This window comes from Alteriqipengyuania halimionae (assembly GCF_009827575.1).
Taxonomy (GTDB): domain Bacteria; phylum Pseudomonadota; class Alphaproteobacteria; order Sphingomonadales; family Sphingomonadaceae; genus Alteriqipengyuania_A; species Alteriqipengyuania_A halimionae.
On the sequence record NZ_WTYR01000001.1, the window covers coordinates 42,504 to 60,631 of the forward strand.

The 18,128-nt window shown below is 63.3% G+C and carries 16 protein-coding genes; 6 read left to right on the forward strand and 10 right to left on the reverse strand.

What is annotated here, in order from left to right; genetic code table 11:
• Positions 1-57: 57 nt before the first annotated feature.
• The 3 genes from GRI68_RS00265 to pdeM form a co-directional block, all read right to left on the reverse strand.
• Positions 58-1,365 (reverse strand): cystathionine gamma-synthase family protein, encoded by a 1,308-nt coding sequence (locus tag GRI68_RS00265; protein ID WP_160615155.1) that lies wholly within the window; start codon positions 1,363-1,365, stop codon positions 58-60.
• 302 nt (positions 1,366-1,667) lie between these two features.
• Entirely contained in the window at positions 1,668-2,210 is a 543-nt protein-coding gene (gene infC / locus GRI68_RS00270; protein ID WP_160617768.1) for a translation initiation factor IF-3, read from the reverse strand.
• Positions 2,211-2,342: 132 nt separating this feature from the next.
• The gene (gene pdeM / locus GRI68_RS00275; RefSeq protein WP_160615156.1) at positions 2,343-3,038 is read right to left on the reverse strand and encodes a ligase-associated DNA damage response endonuclease PdeM; all 696 of its coding nucleotides are present in this window, start codon (positions 3,036-3,038) and stop codon (positions 2,343-2,345) included.
• A 45-nt stretch (positions 3,039-3,083) separates the two neighbouring features.
• Here pdeM and hemF point away from each other — a divergent pair, with 45 nt between their 5' ends.
• From hemF to GRI68_RS00290, 3 genes are read left to right on the forward strand one after another with little or no spacing between them, the layout of a single operon-like run.
• Complete coding sequence (gene hemF / locus GRI68_RS00280) at positions 3,084-3,941, forward strand: oxygen-dependent coproporphyrinogen oxidase (RefSeq protein ID WP_160615157.1); 858 nt, start codon at positions 3,084-3,086, stop codon at positions 3,939-3,941.
• A gap of 10 nt (positions 3,942-3,951) precedes the next feature.
• On the forward strand, positions 3,952-5,280 hold the full coding sequence (locus GRI68_RS00285) for a TrkH family potassium uptake protein (RefSeq protein ID WP_160615158.1): 1,329 nt from the start codon (positions 3,952-3,954) through the stop codon (positions 5,278-5,280).
• Positions 5,270-5,938: a potassium channel family protein gene (locus GRI68_RS00290; RefSeq protein WP_160615159.1), complete on the forward strand. Its 669-nt coding sequence runs from the start codon at positions 5,270-5,272 to the stop codon at positions 5,936-5,938. The genes GRI68_RS00285 and GRI68_RS00290 overlap by 11 nt, the downstream gene beginning before the upstream one ends.
• Here the strand turns inward: GRI68_RS00290 and GRI68_RS00295 are convergent.
• The 4 genes from GRI68_RS00295 to GRI68_RS00310 form a co-directional block, all read right to left on the reverse strand.
• A complete protein-coding gene (locus GRI68_RS00295; RefSeq protein ID WP_160615160.1) occupies positions 5,935-6,087 on the reverse strand; it encodes a DUF2474 domain-containing protein in 153 nt (50 codons plus the stop codon). The two genes, GRI68_RS00290 and GRI68_RS00295, sit on opposite strands and share 4 nt — an antisense overlap.
• Complete coding sequence (gene cydB / locus GRI68_RS00300; RefSeq protein WP_160615161.1) at positions 6,087-7,097, reverse strand: cytochrome d ubiquinol oxidase subunit II; 1,011 nt, start codon at positions 7,095-7,097, stop codon at positions 6,087-6,089. Before cydB ends, GRI68_RS00295 begins: the two co-directional genes overlap by 1 nt.
• Positions 7,094-8,554, reverse strand: a complete 1,461-nt coding sequence (locus GRI68_RS00305) for a cytochrome ubiquinol oxidase subunit I (RefSeq protein WP_160615162.1) — start codon at positions 8,552-8,554, stop codon at positions 7,094-7,096. The genes cydB and GRI68_RS00305 overlap by 4 nt, the downstream gene beginning before the upstream one ends.
• A 74-nt stretch (positions 8,555-8,628) precedes the next feature.
• Positions 8,629-9,507 carry a glycoside hydrolase family 16 protein gene (locus GRI68_RS00310; RefSeq protein WP_160615163.1) on the reverse strand — a complete coding sequence of 293 codons (879 nt, stop codon included), beginning with the start codon at positions 9,505-9,507 and terminating at the stop codon, positions 8,629-8,631.
• A gap of 144 nt (positions 9,508-9,651) precedes the next feature.
• Between GRI68_RS00310 and GRI68_RS00315 the strand changes: the two genes are divergently transcribed.
• The 3 genes from GRI68_RS00315 (at position 9,652) to GRI68_RS00325 (ending at position 14,930) form a co-directional block, all read left to right on the forward strand.
• On the forward strand, positions 9,652-11,556 hold the full coding sequence (locus GRI68_RS00315) for a M1 family metallopeptidase (RefSeq protein ID WP_199799680.1): 1,905 nt from the start codon (positions 9,652-9,654) through the stop codon (positions 11,554-11,556).
• Positions 11,557-11,638: 82 nt separating this feature from the next.
• On the forward strand, positions 11,639-12,640 hold the full coding sequence (locus GRI68_RS00320) for a hypothetical protein (protein ID WP_160615164.1): 1,002 nt from the start codon (positions 11,639-11,641) through the stop codon (positions 12,638-12,640).
• A 184-nt stretch (positions 12,641-12,824) separates the two neighbouring features.
• Positions 12,825-14,930 (forward strand): RelA/SpoT family protein, encoded by a 2,106-nt coding sequence (locus GRI68_RS00325; protein ID WP_160615165.1) that lies wholly within the window; start codon positions 12,825-12,827, stop codon positions 14,928-14,930.
• 13 nt (positions 14,931-14,943) lie between these two features.
• Here the strand turns inward: GRI68_RS00325 and GRI68_RS00330 are convergent, their stop codons facing one another.
• The 3 genes from GRI68_RS00330 to GRI68_RS00340 are packed head-to-tail and all read right to left on the reverse strand — an operon-like array spanning position 14,944 to position 18,080.
• A complete protein-coding gene (locus GRI68_RS00330; protein WP_160615166.1) occupies positions 14,944-15,258 on the reverse strand; it encodes a DUF1905 domain-containing protein in 315 nt (104 codons plus the stop codon).
• Positions 15,251-16,336 carry a peptidylprolyl isomerase gene (locus GRI68_RS00335; protein ID WP_160615167.1) on the reverse strand — a complete coding sequence of 362 codons (1,086 nt, stop codon included), beginning with the start codon at positions 16,334-16,336 and terminating at the stop codon, positions 15,251-15,253. The genes GRI68_RS00330 and GRI68_RS00335 overlap by 8 nt, the downstream gene beginning before the upstream one ends.
• 37 nt (positions 16,337-16,373) lie before the next feature.
• Positions 16,374-18,080 carry a mechanosensitive ion channel family protein gene (locus GRI68_RS00340; RefSeq protein WP_160615168.1) on the reverse strand — a complete coding sequence of 569 codons (1,707 nt, stop codon included), beginning with the start codon at positions 18,078-18,080 and terminating at the stop codon, positions 16,374-16,376.
• Between the last annotated feature and the right edge of the window lie 48 nt (positions 18,081-18,128).

An 18,128-nucleotide genomic window follows, 5' to 3' on the forward strand; every position in this document is an offset into this window, starting at 1 on the left:
GGTGTGCGGTGGGGCGTAGCTACCCGCCCCACCATTCGGCAAGTCGAATCCGATGAACTACACGCTCTCGAGCGCTTGTTCGAAATCGGCGATCAGATCGTCCGCATCTTCGATGCCGATCGAAATGCGCACGAGATTGTCCGAAATGCCGAGTTCGGCCCGGCGACCTTCGGCGACCGAGAGGTGCGTCATGCTGGCCGGGTGGCTGGCCAGCGTCTCGGTTCCGCCGAGGCTGACCGCCAGTTTGGCGATCTTCAGCGCATCGAGGAAACGGAAGCACTCGGCCTCGCCGCCCTTGAGCAGGAGCGAGAAGGTCGACCCGGCACCGAGGCAGTGGCGATCATAGATGTCCTGCTGGCGCTCGTCCTTGATCATGCCGAGATAGCCCAGCCCTTCGACCTTGGGGTGCTCGGCGAAGAAATCGCAAACCTTGGCCGCATTCTCGCCTGCACGCTGCATCCGGAGCTCGACCGTTTCGAGCGAACGCAGCAGCATCCACGCAGTGTGGGGATCGGTGATCCCGCCCATCGTGTTGCGCAGCGAGCGAACCGGATCGAGCCATTTCTTCGCACCGGCGATCGAGCCCGCAACGAGATCGGAATGGCCGCCGACATACTTGGTCAGCGAATAGCAGACCACGTCGGCACCGTGGTCGAGCGGACGCTGCCACAGCGGCCCTAGGAACGTGTTGTCGATCGCAATCGGGCAATCGAGCCCGGCAGCATCGTGTGCTGCACGCACGGCTTCGATATCGACCAGGGCGTTGGTCGGATTACCCGGGCTTTCGAGATAGACCATGCAGACCTTGCCGCCATTCTCGTCGGCTTGGGCCTTGGCTTTTTCGAGCACTTCGTCGATCTTCTCGCGCGTGGCGCCGGCGGGGAAATCGACATAGGTGATGCCCCAGCGCGAGAGCACCTTGGCAACGAAGCCCTCGCTCGCAGCGTAGAGCGGCCCGGAATGGACGATCACGTCGCCCTTGTCGGCATAGGCCATCATCAGCACGCAGATCGCGGTCATCCCGCTGGAGAAGGACAGTGCGTCTTCCGCACCATCCCACACGGCGAGACGATCCTCGAGGATTTCCTGATTGGGCGCGTTGAAGCGCGAATAGACGAGCCCGTCGGCGCCGCCCGGGCGCTTGCCGGTGATGCCTTCGAAATGGCGCTTGCCGGCGGCCGCGCTTTCGAACGCGAAGGTGCTGGTGAGGAAGATCGGCGCTTTGAGCGAGCCTTCCGACAGCGTCGGATCGTAGCCATGACCCATCATCAGCGTGCTGGGTTTCAGTTCGCGTCCGCCGATCGTCTTGACTTCGGCATGCGGGTTCTTGCGCGGCGTGGTGGGGTCGATGTCGTTGTCGCTCATGGGGCGAGCATCCTTCCTATGATCGCGCTCCCAGGAAGGCGGGAGCGGATGGGGCATTCGGGGCGCCCGTTCCTAACCTCCGCAGGAACGCTTCTCCTCCGATCACCACTTGCGCGAACGCGTTTAGTCGCGGCTTGGCGTGCTTTCAACTGGTCCGCACACCCGGCCTGACTGTCAGGCCATCGTGCAGGCATGCGCTATCGTGCGCGGTCGGCGCATCGGATTGGTAGGGGTTGGGAGAGAAGTGGGTGGTGGCGTCCGATCCGGCACAAGGCACGAATCAGGACGCCGCCACCAATCGCTTACTTGGGGGCCAGAACCATCAGCATCTGGCGGCCTTCGAGGCGCGGGAACTGTTCGACCTTGGCGGTCTCTTCCACGTCGTCGCGGACGCGGTTGAGCAGGTCCATGCCAAGCTGCTGGTGCGCCATTTCACGACCACGGAAGCGCAGCGTGACCTTCACCTTGTCCCCATTGTCGATGAACTTGTTCACGTTACGCATCTTCACGTCGTAATCGTGCGTATCGATGTTGGGACGCATTTTGACCTCTTTAATGTCCTGGGTCTTCTGCGTCTTGCGTTGCGCGTTTGCCTTCTTCTGCGCTTCGTAGCGATAGCGGCCGATATCGAGGAACTTGCACACCGGCGGATCGGCGTTGGGCGATACCTCGACGAGGTTCAACCCCTGTTCCTGGGCCTGCTCGATCGCTTCCCGGGTGTACATGACCCCGAGATTTTCGCCCTGATCGTCGATAACGCGAACCTTGGGCGATTGAATGAAATTGTCGTAGCGCGGGCCGCTTTTGACGGGCGGCTGAAGGGAACGGCGCGGTGGGCGGGCTATGTGTAGTCTCCTGTTGCGGTGGCCGCTTGGCGACCGGAATTATGGCGATTTATGGGCGCTAGATAGGGCCTAAAGGTTAAACGCGAAAGGGTCGCATTAGTTTCGAGGGCGAAAAAGTCGCAAACGTGGCGATCAGGCCGCGGCTTGCCAAAGGGCGAAGCGCGCCAGCTTGCCCGCCGCGGGCACCAGCGCCTCGATCCGGTCGGCGGGCTGGAGTGCGTCTAGGATGGCAGGATCGCCTGCATCCATTCCGCCGGTGAGCGCGCCGAAAGCCGGCATGATCATGCGCGACCCGCCATGGTCATTTGCGGCAAGAACGGCGCAAGGCCGGGCGATATGCCGTCCCCTCGCCCATAGACGCAGCTTGGGATGGTAGTGGCCTGACAATTCGGGCCGCGTTTCGCCTGCCATCGCCTGGTGGCGCAGCACCACGCCGCCGATCTCGAGTTCTTCGGCGACCGTTCCGCCGATCGCCGGATCGAGCTGCTCGTCGTGATTGCCGGTGATCCAGACCCAGTCGGTTGCGCGGGTGAGGGCGGCTAGCATGCCCTTGGCATGCGGCTCGAGCCGGGTCGGGCCGTCGTCGTCGTGAAAATTGTCGCCCAGCGTGATGATTCGCCGCGCGCCCGTCTGGCGGATGGCCGCAGCGAGTCGCTCGAGCGTTTCGCGGCTGTCGTAGGGCGGCAGCATCTGGCCCGATGCTTGCGCATACCAGCTCGCTTTTTCGAGATGCAGGTCTGCCACCAGCAGCGCATTCTCGCGCGGCCAGTACAGCGTACGGCTCTCGCACAGTAGCCATTCTTCATCTGCGAACGAAAGGGGAACCATGCGAGGCTATTGCCGCAGGCCCCGCGCAATGGCAAGGCCTCTCGCATGACCGACTGGACCCAGCAGACCGAGCAAGCCCGCACATGGTTCGAAACCCTGCGGGATCGCATCTGCGCCGAATTCGAAGCGATCGAACGCGAGGCGGATTCGGACGCCGCTTTCGAATACACGCCCTGGCAGCGCGAAGAGGACGGCAATCCCGATCCGGGCGGCGGCACGCGCGGTCTGATGAAAGGCAAGGTGTTCGAAAAGGTCGGCGTCAACGTGTCGACGGTGAAGGGTTCGTTCTCGCCCGAATTCGCCGGCCAAGTGAACGGCGCGAGTACGGACAATCCCGGCTTCACGGCGACCGGGATCAGCCTGGTTGCCCACATGGCCAATCCGCATGTCCCGGCGGTCCATATGAACACGCGGTTCCTGACCACGCAGGCGGCCTGGTTCGGTGGCGGCGCGGACCTCAATCCGCCGATCGCCTATGCCGAAGATACCGAGGATTTTCACGCCCGGCTGCGCGCGGCCTGCGCCGCGCACAACCCGACTTATTACGAACGTTTCAAGAAGTGGGCCGACGATTACTTCTACATTCCCCACCGTCAGGTCCACCGCGGGGTCGGGGGTATCTTCTACGATCACCTCGAATGCGAAAACGAGGCGGCGTTCGAACGCCATTTCGCTTTCACCCGCGATGTGGGCGAGACCTTCCTCGACATTTTTCCCAGGCTGGTCCGCCGCCGGATGGAGAGTGAGTTCACGCCTGCGGACAAACTGACCCAGCTCGAATGGCGCGGGCGGTACGCCGAATTCAACCTGGTCTACGACCGCGGCACACTGTTCGGCCTGAAGACCGGCGGCAATATCGACGCCATCCTCATGAGCCTGCCGCCGGAAGCCGTCTGGAGCTGATCGGCGCTGCATGGGTGCGCTGCGCAATCCGGTCCGGCTGATTCCGCTGCTTTTCGCAGCCGCGATCGCTTTGGGCACGGCGCTGCTGATGCTGCCCTTCGCCACCGTCGACGGCAACGGGACGACGCTTACCACCGCTCTCTTCACCTCGACTTCGGCGGTTGCGGTGACCGGCCTCATCGTCGTCGATACCGCGACCTACTGGTCTCCCTTCGGCAAGCTGGTGATCCTGTTGCTGTTCCAGATCGGCGGCTTCGGCATCATGACCGCGGCGACGATCTTCGGGCTGATGGCGGGGCGCGGTTTCGGACTGCGCGACCGGATGGCGACCGAGGTCGAGCGCAACCGCCTTTCGGGCGGGGATGCACGCTCGGTGCTGATGCTGGTCCTCAAGATCACGCTGCTGGTGGAAGGCCTGGTTGCCGCCATCCTGGTGGCGCGATTGATGCTGGCCTACGATTACGGCTTTCGCGATGCGCTGTGGCACGGCGTGTTCCATTCGGTCAGCGCGTTCAACAATGCCGGCTTTTCGAGCTATTCGGACAGCGTGATGGGTTTCCAGCACGACGGGGTATTCCTCGGCCCGATCATGCTCGCGGTGGTGATCACGGCCCTCGGCTTCCCGGTCATGCAGGATTTGCGCGCCAATGGGCTGCGCTGGCGCAAATGGACCTTGCACACGAAGATCACCGTAACGGGCACTCTGGTGCTGGTCGCGTTGGGCTTCGTCGTGATCCTCGCCAGCGAGTGGTCCAATCCCGATACGCTCGGGCCAATGGGAGTTGGGGCCAAGCTGCTCAATGCGGCCTTCCACTCGGTCATGCCGCGCACGGCGGGGTTCAACAGCCTCGATGTCGGTGCTTTCAACAGCGAGACGCTGTTGTGGAACTACGTGCTGATGTTCATCGGCGGCGGGAGTGCCGGGACTGCGGGCGGAATCAAGATCACCACCTTCTTCGTGCTGGCCGCGGTGGTGCTGTCCGAAGTCGGCGGGCGCCGCGATGCCGGCCTGTTCCAGCGCCGTTTCGGTGCGGGCATCGAGCGTCAGGCGCTGACGGTGTTCTTCGCTGCTTCCACGCTGATCATCGCGGCATCGATGTTCATTCTCGCCGTATCCGACTTGCCGATGGAGCGCGTGCTGTTCGAAGCGATCTCGGCCTTTTCCACGGTCGGTCTATCGACCGGCATCACCGCCGATTTGCCTGTCAGTGCGCAATTGGTTTTGTGCGTTCTGATGTTCGTCGGCCGCGTCGGGACCATTACGGTCGCAACCGCGTTGGCGCTGGGGGCGGAGCCTCGCCCGTTCCGGCATCCAGAGGAGAATCCCATTGTCGGCTGATACGCGCAATCCCGTTCTCGTGATCGGTCTCGGACGCTTCGGCGGATCGGTCGCGCGCACGCTCGAGCGAATGGGGCACGAAGTGCTGGGGGCGGACAGGTCCGCCACGCTGGTCCAGGAATATGCCCAGGACCTGACGCAGGTGGTTGAGGCCGATTGCACCGATACCGTCTGCCTGGAAAAGATGGGCGCGCGCAGCTTCACCTCGGCTGTCGTCGGAATCGGCAGTGATATCGAAGCGAGCGTGCTGGCCGTGCTCGCCCTATCGGATCTCGGCGTCCCCAATATCTGGGCCAAGGCCGTCAACGAGAAACATGGCCGTATCCTTGAGCGGACCGGCGCACATCATGTCGTGTTCCCCGAAGAGCGGATGGGCGAACGCGTGGCCCGCCTGCTCAATGAGCGGCTGCTCGATTTCATCAGCTTCGGAGACGAGTTCGCGATCGCGAAACTCGCAGCGCCGGAAGCGATCGCCGGACTGCCGCTCGAGTTGAGCGCCTGCCGGGAAAAGTACGACGTTACCGTGATCGGGGTGAAGCGCGAGGACGAGGATTTCATCCACGCCGTGCCCGACACGCTGATTCTGCCCGACGATGTGCTGGTGGTTTCAGGCCGTGTCGACCGGATCGAAGCTTTCGCCGCGCTCCACGCAGATTAGGCGATCCACAGCCGCAGCACCCACGCCACTGCGCCCAGCGCGATGACGCTGCCGGCCCAGATCAGCGCCATCCATCCAAGGCGCTTCCACAGAGGAGCGTCGTCGCCTGCGCTGTCGCTTTGCTGCTTGAGTGCCGGACGCGCTGCCATCAATGGTACCCTTCGTGGCCGACCTTGCCGCGGAACACCCAATAGGCCCAGGCGGTGTAGGCGAGGATCAGCGGCATGGTGATCGCAACGCCAATCAACATGAAGATCTGGCTGCGTTCGGGCGCGGCGGCATCCCAGATCGTGATGCCGGGCGGGACGACATTGGGCCAGATCGTCACGCCGAGCCCTGCCATCCCGAAGAAGAACAGCGCGATCGAAAGCCAGAACGGCTTGCTGTGTCGCGCTACCGAAAGGGCGCGAAGCAGCGCCACTGCGATCAGCCCGGTCAGGATCGGAACAGGGGCGGCGAAGTAGATTTCCGGTGCCGTCAGCCAGCGGGCCGCATAGTCGGCATTGAGGAAGACGTTGTAGAGGCTCACCCCCGCCATCAGCACCAGCGTAGCCCAGGCCGCGCGCTTGGCGAGGGTGCGGGCATGGTCCTGGCTTTCGCCGTCGAGTTTCCACACCAGCCACGTCGCGCCGAGCAGCGCATAACCCGCCACGGTGCCGAGGCCGGTGAGCAGCGTGTAGGGTGTGAACCAGTCGAACCAGCTACCGGCATAGGCGCGATCGACCACCTCGATCCCCTGCAGCAATGCACCCAGCGTCATGCCTTGCGCCATCGCGGCGACCAGTGAGCCGCCCGTGAACGCGGCGTCCCAGTAACGACGGTGGTTGGGATCGCGCCAGCGGTACTCGAATGCCACGCCGCGGAAGACGAGCCCGAGCAGCATGGCGGTGATCAGCGGATAGGTCGCGGGCAGGATCACGGCATAGGCGAGCGGGAAGGCGGCGAAGAGCCCGCCGCCGCCCAGCACCAGCCAGGTCTCGTTGCCATCCCAGACGGGCGCGATCGAGTTCATCGCCCGATCGCGCTCGGGCCCGACTTCGAAGGTCGGGAAAAGGATTCCGATACCTAGATCGAACCCGTCCATCACGACGTAGGCGAACACGGCGAAGGCAATGATGAACGCCCAGATCGTGGTCAGGTCTCCGAAGCTCCCGGTCATGGCCTGTCCTCCGGCTCATGCTTGCTGCCGGACAGATCGCGACGGCTTTGGTCGGACGGGTCCTGGGTCGGGCCGGGCGTGATGCCGGCGGTGCGGATCGGCCCCTTGTCGCCGCGTTTGACGCCGTATTCGCCCGTATGCGGAGATTTGCGCATCAGGTGCAGGATGTACCACACGCCCGCGCCGAACACGGTGAAATAGACCAGCACGAACGCCAGCAGCGATGTCGCGACCGCAGGCGCGTCGAGCGGGCTGGCGGCATCGGCCGTTCGCAGGAGATTGTAGACCACATAGGGTTGGCGACCGACCTCGGTCGTAATCCATCCCGCGATCACCGCGACGAAGCCCGAAGGCCCCATCACGAGCGCGGCGCGATGCAGCCAGGGCCATTGGTAGAGCTTGCCGCGCCACCGCGCGAGTAGGCTCCAGACGCCAACGCCAAGCATCAGGAAACCGAGCCCGACCATGATGCGGAAGCTCCAGAACACGATCCCGACCGGCGGTTCCTCGTCATCGGGGATCGTGTCGAGCCCGGCGAGCGGCGCATTGAGATCGTGCTTGAGGATCAGCGAGGATGCCTTGGGAATCTCGATCGCGTATTTGACGCGTTTCTCGGCACTGTCGGGGATGCCGAACAGGATCAGCGGCGCACCGTTGGGATGGCTTTCGAAATGACCCTCCATCGCCATGACCTTCTGCGGCTGGTGCTCGAGCGTGTTGAGCCCGTGCATGTCACCCGCGAAGATCTGGACCGGCACGACCAGCGCGGCCATCCACATCGCCATCGAGAACATCTTGCGCGCATGGGCGTTGGCGCTGTCCTTGAGCAGGTGCCATGCGCCTACACCGCCGACCACGAAAGCGGTGGTCAGATAGGCCGCGAGCACGGTGTGGACGAGGCGGTAGGGAAAACTTGGGTTGAAGACGATCGTCCACCAGCTGTCGCCTGGCAGGAACTGTCCGTTGGCGCCGATCTCGTATCCGGTTGGGGTTTGCATCCAGCTGTTGACGCTGAGGATCCAGAAGGCGGAGATGAAGGTGCCGACCGCGACCATCAGCGTCGCCGCGAAGTGCAGCTTCTTGCCGACCCGCTCCATCCCGAACAGCATCACGCCGAGGAAGCCTGCCTCGAGGAAGAACGCGGTCAGCACTTCATACGCCATCAGCGGGCCGATCACCGGTCCCGCGACGTCGGAGAAGACCGACCAGTTGGTCCCGAACTGGTAGGACATCACGATCCCGCTCACCACGCCCATGGCAAACGCGATCGCGAAGATCTTCAGCCAGTATTTGAACAGGTCGAGATAGAGCTGCTTGCCGGTCTTGAGCCAGAGCCCTTCGAGCACTGCGAGAAAGCTCGCCAATCCGATCGAAAACGCCGGAAAGATGAAGTGGAAGCTCACCGTGAAGGCGAACTGGATGCGTGCGAGCACCAGTGCGTCGAGTCCATCGAACATGGACCGGTCCTACGCTCCTTGAGCTTTAGGGGCTAGAGGAGCCTGCGCATTTGATATTGCGCAAAACGCAAGCCTCACTCCAGAGCGTAGACTCTCACCCAATCGACTTCCATCTGCACCTCGCCGCGCTTGATCGCGTCGACGGTGTCCTGCGGGAGTCCGAAATACGGCTCTTCGATATTGAACACCTTCTGCGGATAGACGCCGCCGACGGCGAAATTGAGGATCAGGAATTTCGGCGTATCGAAGCGCCATTCGCCATATTGCTCGATGTCCTTGCGGCTGACGGTGTAGAACACGTCGCCATCGACATCGAAGGCGATGCTGTCGCCGGTCCACTCGACGCCGTAGGTGTGCCAACCGGTCACGTCCTGTCCCGCAGGGAAGGTCCGGCGTTTCACGATCGGGGTGTCGCCCGAATAGCCGGGCCCGTGGATCGCAACGGCGGTCCAGCTCTTGTCGCCGACATATTCCATGATGTCGATTTCGCCGGTGTAGGGCCAGGCTCCGTTGCCGAGCAGCCAGAAGGCCGGCCAGGCCCCGACATTATCTGGCATGCGGATGCGCGCTTCGGCGCGGCCATGGGTGAAATCGAAATTGTCGCGGGTATTGAGGCGGCCGGAGATGAAATCGGCTTCGCGTTCGGCATTGGTGTCCATGCCCGGCTTCCACACCGGCTTGAGCACCAGTACGCCGCCATCCGCGCCGTCCATACCGTCTTCGAATAGGATCGTTTCGGGGCTGTCGAAATAGGCCTGCTGCTCGTTATTGACCCAGAAATCGGGGCCGATGGCGTTCCATTTGGATCGGTCGAGTGCGCCATTGTCGAAATTGTCCTCGAAGATCACCGTCCGTCCGGTGGCCCCGTCGACACGCACCGGTGCGACATCTGCCGTTGCACAACCTGCTGCCAGCATTGTGGCGAGGCCGATCGCCATGTTTCTTCCCATCATAACTCTCTCCCCGACGAATTTTGTTGTTAACGTTCACAATAGCGTGTCGTTCAGGTTTGGCAAACGGGCCGTGCGAAACGATGCGCGATGCTGTAACCCGCCTTTCCATTTCGACCGAATCCTCCCCGCAATCGGAGACCTGTCTTGCGTATTCTCCCCTTCGCCCTTTCCCTTTCCGTCGCCACGATCGCGCTCGCCACCGGCGGATGCACCGTCAACAACCAGAAGGCCGTGAGCGACGAGGCCCCGCAGGTAGCGCCGATCCTGACCAGCGAAGATGCAATCGACGACCAGACCTTCGCTCAGCCCCAGGTCGCGCGAGTGACGCATGTCGATCTCGACGTCGAACTGAACTTCGAAGACCAGTCGGTCGAAGGCGAGGCCGTGCTCGATGTCCAGGCCGCCGATGGCGCCAAGGAAATCATCCTCGACAATGATGGCTACACGGTCCGCTCGATCACCGATGGTAAGGGCAAACCGCTGAAATACGAGCTCGGCGAAGCCGTCGAGGGCAAGGGCCGCCCGCTCACGATCCAGATCGGCGACGCGCGGCAGATCAAGATCGCCTACAGCGCCAAGGATGCCGACGCGCTGCAATGGCTGAGCCCCGAACAGACGGCAGGTGGCGAATACCCGTATCTCTTTAGCCAGGGCCAGGCGATCCTCAACCGCACCTGGATCCCGACGCAGGACAGCCCCGGAATTCGCCAGACCTGGAAGGCGCGCATCGTCGCCCCCAAGCCGCTCGACGTGGTGATGAGCGGCTTGAAGGTCGGCGAAGTCGAGGATGTGGATGGCAACAAGCGCGCCTTTACATTCGAAATGGACAAGCCGGTCGCGCCCTATCTGATCGCGATCGCGGCGGGCGATATCGATTTCCGCGAGCTCGGGCCCCGCACCGGCGTATGGGCGGAACCCGCCGTGCTCGATCGTGCGGCAGAGGAACTCTCCGATACCGAGCAGCTCGTCGAAGCAGCCGAGGCCCTTTACGGTCCCTATCGCTGGGGCCGCTACGACATGATCGTCCTTCCGCCGGCCTTCCCCTATGGCGGCATGGAAAACCCGGTGATGACGTTCCTCACGCCGACCTTCATCGCGGGCGACAAATCGAACAATGGTCTAATCGCGCACGAACTGGCGCATAGCTGGTCGGGCAACCTCGTCACCAATGCGGTGTGGGGCGATGGCTGGCTCAATGAAGGCGTGACCTCCTATTTCGAAAACCGCATCGTCGAAGCGGTGTACGGCAAGAAGCGTGCCGAGCAGGAAGCCGCGCTCGCCTATGCCAATATCGAGGAAACGCTGGCCGATGTCGGCGAGGATGCGCCCGGGACCGCGCTGCACACCGATGGCAAGGAAGACCTGGTCGGCAGTGCGATCGCATACGACAAGGGCTCCTACTTCCTCCGCACGGTGGAGAACATCGTCGGGCGTGAGCGGTTCGACGCGTGGCTGCGCCAATGGTTCGACAATCACGCCTTCCAGCCCGCCACCAGCGCGATGCTGCTGGCCGACATGGAAAAGAACCTCGTACGCGATGAAGACGAAGCCAAGCGCCTGATGCTGCGCGAATGGATCTACGAGCCCGGCCTGCCGTCGAACGTGGCCAAGCCCGATCCCAAGGCTTTCGCCGACGTAGACAACGCCGTGAACGCCTATGCGAAGAACGGTACGCTGCCCAAGAACTGGACCGAGTGGACCAGCGCAGAACGCCAGCGTTTCCTCGACAATATCCCGAAGAAGCGCACTGCCGAACAGCTCGCAACGCTCAACGACACGCTCAAGCTCGACCAGAGCGGCAACAATGAAGAGCTGTTCCTGTGGCTCGAACTGGCGCTGGCCAATCGTTACGAACCCGCCGTCCCGCAGGCGGAGGATTTCCTCGCCCGCATCGGCCGCGCCAAGTTCGTGCGCCCGCTCTTCACCGTGCTTTGGGACCAGGGCGAATGGGGCCGGGCAATCGCACGCCACACCTACAAGAAGACGCGCCCGGGCTATCACGCCGTAACCCGCGGGGGTATCGATGCGCTCATCGGCAAGGAAGGCTGATCGAAGCAATATTGCGCCGCGCGCACCATCTGTGCGCGCGGCGACATTGGCGAGTTTCGCGCGGTTGGGCTAGAACGGCGCCATGGCCATCGCTCTCGCCCCGGCTGCTCGCCGCTTCGCCACGATCCTTCTCCCGGTTTTCGCGATTGGAATTGCACGGGCGCTGACCTTCAGCGACTGGGCGGCCGCCAACGCTACGATCGGTGCGCTGCTGTTTGCCTGGATCGTTGCCGATAGCCTCGCCTTGAGCACGATTGCGAAGGCTCCTGAAAAGCGCCCGGGAGTGCGCGCCTTGCTGGGGGCATTCGCGGCGGCGAGCGTCGTCATCTTGCTGGGAGCCGCCGCCCCGGTGCGCGCTGCCATATTTGCGATGCCGCCGCTGCTTGCTGCCCTGGGGCTCACGGTCGTCGCCTATTTCGCCTGGAGCGGCATTAGGGCCATTTCGTTCTATCGCCGCGAACGATCGGCCGAAGCGGCGCTGGGCCAAGTCGTGCCGCACCGGCTTGCGCATCTCATCGTGACCGAACTCGGCATGATGCATCTTGCGCTGTTCCGCTGGAACGCACCGCCAGATGTGCCCCATGGCGCGCTCGCGTTTTCCTACCATCGCTACCTCAATCCGATGATCGCCACGCTGCTCGCCTTGCAGGTCTGCGAACTGGCGCTGGTCCATTTCTTCGTGATGATGTGGAATCCGCTGGTGGCCTGGATCCTGCTCGCCGTGAGCGTGGGCGGGGTGTTGTGGCTCATCGCATTGATGAAGAGCTTCCGGATCAAGCCGGTCCTGCTCGACGACGCGACGCTGCGGGTTCGCTCTGGCGCGATGGTCGATGCGGTAATCCCGCGTGACGCCATCGCGCGTGTGGCGCCCTCCTTCGACGCCGATCTGAGGAAGCGCAAGGACACGCTCGACACTGCGATCCTCTCGGCGCCGAATGTTTGCCTCGAGCTTTCGAGCCCCGTCTCGATCCCCACCTTGTTCGGCGGGAGCCGCGATGTGCTGCGCGTGGCGATGCGGCTCGAAGACAGCGCGGGCTTCCTCCGCGAGCTCGCCCAGAGCGAGGGTCAGGTTTCGTCCGTATAATTCGGCAGACTCGTCGGGCACACCGTTCCCGCAACGGTCTGCGAGCGCGATGAGAATACCCGTCATCCTGATCGCCGATTGATCACTGCGCGCTCCTTTTGGCGCGGTGGATGCCGGTCGGCAGCGATGCCGATCGGCATTTCGCGCTTGCGCAATAGTCCGCCGCACCACACATTCAAAAACGATGCTGCGCCAGTACGAACTAGTTGAACGGGTCAAGGAATATGACCCCGATGCCGATGAGGCAATGCTCAATCGCGCCTATGTCTACACCGTGCAGAAGCACGGTACGCAAAAGCGCGCGAGCGGCGATCCGTATTTCAGCCATCCGGTCGAAGTCGCGGGGTTGATGACCGACCTCAAGCTCGACCAGGAAACCATCGTTACCGCGCTGCTGCACGATACGGTCGAGGATACACTCGTCACGATCGAGGATATCGAGAACACGTTCGGGCCGCAGGTCGCGCGGCTGGTCGACGGCGTGACCAAGCTTTCGAAGATCGAGCAGATGCCCGAGAACGAGCGCGCGGCGGAAAACCTGCGCAAGTTCCTGCTCGCGATGAGCGAGGATATTCGCGTGCTGCTCGTGAAGCTGGGCGACCGGCTGCACAACATGCGCACGCTCCACTACATCAAAAACCCGGAAAAGCGCCGCCGCATCGCGCGCGAGACGATGGATATCTACGCTCCGCTGGCCGAGCGGGTCGGCATGTACGAATATATGCGCGAGATGCAGGCGCTGGCATTCGAACAGCTAGAGCCCGAGGCCTATGCCACGATTACGGCGCGGCTTGCCGAAATCCGCAGCGAGGCAAGCGGCCAGGTCGATGCGATCGCGCTGGCGATCAAGCAGGCACTGGCCGAAGCGGGGCTGAGGGTCGAGGTCAATGGGCGCGAGAAGCAGCCCTATTCGATCTGGAAAAAAATGGCCGAGCGCCACCTGCCGTTCGAGAAGGTGACCGACATCTTCGCGTTCCGCGTGGTGACCGACAGCGTCGAGGATTGCTACCGTGCCATGGGGGTGCTCCACACCGTGTGGCAGTTCATTCCGGGCAAGTTCAAGGACTACATCTCCACGCCCAAGAACAACGGCTATCGCAGCCTGCACACCTCGCTGATCTACGAGAATTCGATGCGGGTGGAGGTGCAGATCCGGACTACCGAGATGCACCGTATGAACCAGTTCGGCCTCGCGTCGCACTGGGCCTACAAGCAGCATGATCACGCCGACGGGCAGGTCGGCTGGCTGCGCGACCTGATCGAGATCGTCGATGCGAGCCACGATCCTGAAGAACTGCTCGAACACACCAAGCTGGCGATATACCAGGACCGGATATTCGCCTTCACGCCCAAGGGCGCGCTGTTCCAGTTGCCCAAGGGCGCAACCCCGGTCGACTTTGCCTATGCCGTCCACACCGATCTGGGCGACCAGACCGTCGGCGCGAAGATCAACGGGCGGCACGTACCGCTGCGCACGGTGCTCAACAATGGTGACGTGGTCGAGATCATCCGCGCCCAATCCTCCGAGCCGCAATTGTCGTGGCTGGGGCATGTCGTCACCGGCAAGGCGCGTTCGGCCATCCGGCGCGGGCTGCGGGCCAAGGAGCGGGCCGAGCATGCCGAAGTGGGCCGCCAGCTGTTCGAGGATATCGTCGCAGGCATGCCCGCCAAGATCGGGCGCAAGGCGATCAAGGAAGCGGTCGAGCGGCTCCAGTTGCGCGACGAGGAGGAGCTGATGGCTGCGATCGGCACCGCGCGGCTCGACGATCGCGAGGTGATGGAAGCGTTGATCCCCGGATCGACCGCCGACCTGCCCAATCGTCCGGCGGGCCCGGTGCGCGACGGGGCGATCTCGATCAAGGGGCTGACGCCAGGCCGCCCTTTCAAGCTCGGGCCTTGCTGCCATCCCGTACCGGGCGAGCGGATTGTCGGCCTGCTCGAGAAGGGCGGCGACAGCAGGAAAGGGCCGGTGATCGTCCACCGGATCGATTGCGATGAATTGGCCGAGGGAATCGATGAAGACTGGCTCGACCTGTCATGGGGCGAATATTCGTCCGGCGCGCCGGTGCGCCTGTGTATGGAAGTCTACAACCGCCCCGGCACGCTGGCCGATATCACCGGCGTCCTGGCCCGTAACACCGCCAATATCCGCCGCATGGAGTTGATCGAGCGCGAGCATCCGTTCGGCAGCTACACGGTCGATATCGAAGTGCAGGATCTGGCGCATCTGACGCGGATCATGTCGGCACTGCGCGCCAGCGATGCCGTGGCGCAGGTGGAGCGACTCTAGGCCCAGGCAGGCGTCACAGAAGGTTGAGTGTCACAGCGACTGGATCGTCGACGGCCAGGTCCTCTGATCGCATTACCTTCTTGCCGACCAACAGCCACCAGTCTCCCGATTTGGATGGGAAGACCGAGGTTTTCCACTCGGTCTCGCCGATCCGCGCCATGCATTTGACCGATCCGAAACCTCGGCGCGCGCCGAACTCCAGCCGGTGCAGCCGCTCGTGCATTGCGATCGCGTCGGCGCAGTCGCCGTCGATCGTGAGCATGTGATAGGTTCCGCGATCGCCCTGCCAGCGCCGCAGGGGCGCGGTGTGGGCGATGGTGTCAGTCACCGGCAACCGCGCGCACCGGCACCGGGATGTTGCAGACATCGGCACCCCCGGCGGGGACGTTGAAGAACGGGTCACGGCGATTGGCGCGAGCGTCTGCGTAACGCGCGAAGTCTTCGGTCGCAGTGTCGAAATATTCGAAGGCCGGGCGCTCGCCCTCGGGCAGGTCGCTGGCGACGCGCACCCATTCGATCGGCACGCGCTTTTCCGCGTCTTCGTAAAAGCCGAGCGGACCCTTGCCGCGCGGCAGGCTGGAGAGATGCTCGATCCCGCTGATAATCCGACCGACCAGCGCGATATTGCGATCGAGATGGCGCGGGGCATGGCCGATCACGGTATAGAGCTGCGATCCGTCTCCGGTATCGGGCGACATGTTCCGCCCCACGCCGACCATGCCGTAGCAGTGGATGGGCCAGAACGAATTCTCTTCGCCACCTAATGCGCCCGCGATTGGCCAACCGTTCCAGATACTCGCAAATGAGGCGTATTGGTCACCGATCTGTGGACCGGGAAGCTTAGGCAATTCGTCCTCATCGGGATCGTAATCGGCGAACTCTTCCGGCAATTGGATGCCACCATCCGCCGCTGTCATCGCAAGGCGCATCATGATTGCTCCCAATGTGTAGTTAAACCGCGGTCGGCCTCGCGGATCAGGAATCGAAAGAAGGCCTGTCGCGACAAAATCGCTCTCCGGCACCACATTCAGCCCCGCTGGCACTGGCTTCGGCTCCACACCCATTTCCGGATCGGGCTGGCCCCACTGGACGACGTAATTGTCCTGCACCCGCAGCACCATGCTGCCGTCCCAGTATTTCGCGCGGGCGAGGGTGCGGATGTTCTCGATCCAGCCCTGGCTGAAGGGCGCTGGCATCAGCTGCATCACCACCGTGCGGTCGTTGCCGTCGCGATCGGGCGCGAGGCGCATCACCACCAGATCTTCCGGATCGATCGCGATCCAGGCGCTGGAAGGCGCGGCGGCGATGATTTCGTTCGGAGAGGGCGCGGTCTGCTCCTCGTCCTGCGCGAACGAGGGGGAGGCAAGCGCGATCAGCGCGGCGGCGGCAAGGAGGTGCTTGGTCATCACTGCACCCTGCCACCGGTCGCGCGAAAGGCAAGCGTCAGGCAGCGTCCTCCTCGGCGGTCATGTCCATCCTCACTTCGCGCTCGCGGGCGAGGAAGGCGGGGGCGGGTTCACGATCCGATGCCGCGTCGAGCCTCGCGGCTTCCTTCAGCATGTGCTCGCGCAGGCGGCAATGCATTGTCCATCCGCATTTGGGGTCCTCGGCGCGGGCCATGAAGCGGACGACCATCGCTTTCGCGCTTTGACCGACCACTTGCACGCTCGCATCATCTGGATCGATCACGTCCTCGTCGTTTTCGACGAAGCTGCGAAACGGCCCCCGCAACGCCTCGACATCGGCGCGATTGTCCAGTTCGAGTTCGACATGCATCATCAGGCTGGGATCGCGCTTGGTCCAGTTTTCGAAGCACGAACCGACGAAGTCGGCCACCGGTGCGATGACGCGCTTCTCGTCCCAGGTGCGCAGCCGCAAATGGGTGAAGCCGATCTTTTCGACATAGCACCACTGGTCATTGAAATAGACGGCGTCGCCGATCTTGGCGGTCTGGGCGAAGGCGATCTGGACGCTGGCCATCATGTCGCCGAGGACTTGTCGCGCTGCGAAAACCAGCACCAGACCGATCACCCCGGCCGAGGCGATGATCGAGAAACCAAGCGTGGAATTGAGATCGCTCGCCACCAGCAGGAAACCCACCGCCGCGAGCATCAGCACGGCCGTCACGATCCGCCGGATGGCGCTCAGCTTGGTATAAAAGGCGCGGTCCTCGTTATTGCCGGGTGCTTCGAGTTCCCTGGTGCGCTTCTCGGTCGCGAAGTCGAAAATCCGACCCAGGATCGAGAGGAGGATACCCACCACCGCAGCAATCACGAGCAGCAATTGCAGCGGGTCGAGCAGGTCCTTCACGGGACCCGAGAGGCGGAAGAAGGTCGCCCGCACGATGGCGAACGTTCCCGCAAATGCCAATAAGGTGACGGGAAGGTGCAGCGCCTGGAGGACCGTCTCCCACAATCCGTCTTCGGCGAACTTTTTTCGCACCCGGCGCACGGCCAGATAGGTCAAGGCGGCGGCGAGGGCGGCGGCGATCAGGATCAGGGGCAGCGCGATCACTTCCCACCAGGCGAGCGTCCAGAACGCCTGCTGGCGCAGCGCAGGGGGGAGCGACTTCTCGAACTTGGTCGGACCGAAGCGATCGTAGAGCGCCGGCACGTTGGCAGCGGTCTGGCGACTGAAGACCCAGAGCGGCTCTCCACCCGGCGCGCGCACGCGGGCAATGCGGATCGGCACACTGCGCCCGGGCAGTTCGAGCCGCCCGAGCGTGATCGAGCGTCGCGCGACCCCGGCCATCGGATCCTTGCTGCTGGTCTGCGTATCGACCGCGTCGGGGCGATCGGGCAGCGCGCTTGTGCTGAACGAGACAGAGCGGTTCAGCAGATCGTAGAGTTCGGCGGCGACGCGTTCCCGCGAGACGCCGTCGACTTGGGTTTCGACATCGGTGAAATCGATCCCCGCCGCGGCCCGCGCCCAGTCGTCGGCCCGCCCGGCGGCCATGAAACTCTCCAGCAGGCCCATCGGGGTTTCCAGATCGAGCGGTGCGCCGGGCGCGCCTGCGCCGTTCTGCAGGCTGTCGACCTCGTACACATAGGCTTCGGACCCTTGCGCAACATCCCTTCCGGATTGGGCGGCAGCAGGCAGCGCCAGACAGGCGAGCAGAGCGGCAAAAAGCAGCTTCAGACAATGCGACATCGATTTCCCCTTCTTGCGTCCCAATGCATGAAGGGGCGGGGAAGTTTC